Source organism: Oleiphilus sp. HI0066 (assembly GCF_001635725.1).
In genome coordinates, this window is record NZ_LWFH01000441.1 from 1 (window position 1) to 615 (window position 615).

The window sequence follows — 615 nt, forward strand, 5'->3', positions numbered from 1 at the left end:
GTCTTCGTAACCGTTGTCAGGTTACTGGACGTCCACATGGCGTTTACCGTAAGTTCAAGCTTTCACGTATTAAGTTGCGTGAAGAAGGAATGGCTGGTAATGTGCCGGGCCTTAAAAAGGCTAGCTGGTAAGCACAACATATTTGGTGTGTTGGTAAGCGCTACATCTATGTAGCGCTGCACAACTAAAATGACAGGAGAACATACGATGAGTATGCAAGATACGCTTGCGGATATGTTTACGCGTATTCGTAACGCACAAATGGCTGAGAAAGAAGTTGTTTCTATGCCATCTTCAAAGATGAAGCTTTCTGTTCTTGAAGTTCTTAAGACTGAAGGTTTTATTGCAAACTACTCCGTTACTGAAGGTACTAAGGCAGAAGTTTCTGTAGAACTTAGATACTTTGAAGGACGCCCTGTAATCGAAGAGATCAAGCGCGCAAGTCGCCCAGGTCTTCGTCAGTACAAAGCGTCGGCTGAATTGCCGAGCGTACGTGGCGGCCTAGGTGTTGCGATTGTTTCTACTTCTCAAGGCGTGATGACTGACCGTGCTGCTCGTAAAGCGGGTATCGGCGGCGAAGTTATCTGTACAGTATTCTAAGGGAGGTTTGCATGT

At 46.0% G+C, this 615-nt stretch carries 1 protein-coding gene and 1 pseudogene; both read left to right on the forward strand.

What is annotated here, in order from left to right; all coding sequences use genetic code 11:
* A pseudogene (locus A3738_RS05825) lies at positions 1 to 131 on the forward strand (30S ribosomal protein S14); the annotation flags it as partial.
* 76 nt (positions 132 to 207) lie between these two features.
* Entirely contained in the window at positions 208 to 600 is a 393-nt protein-coding gene (gene rpsH, locus A3738_RS05830) for a 30S ribosomal protein S8 (protein WP_068475378.1), read from the forward strand.
* The last annotated feature ends 15 nt before the right edge of the window (positions 601 to 615 follow it).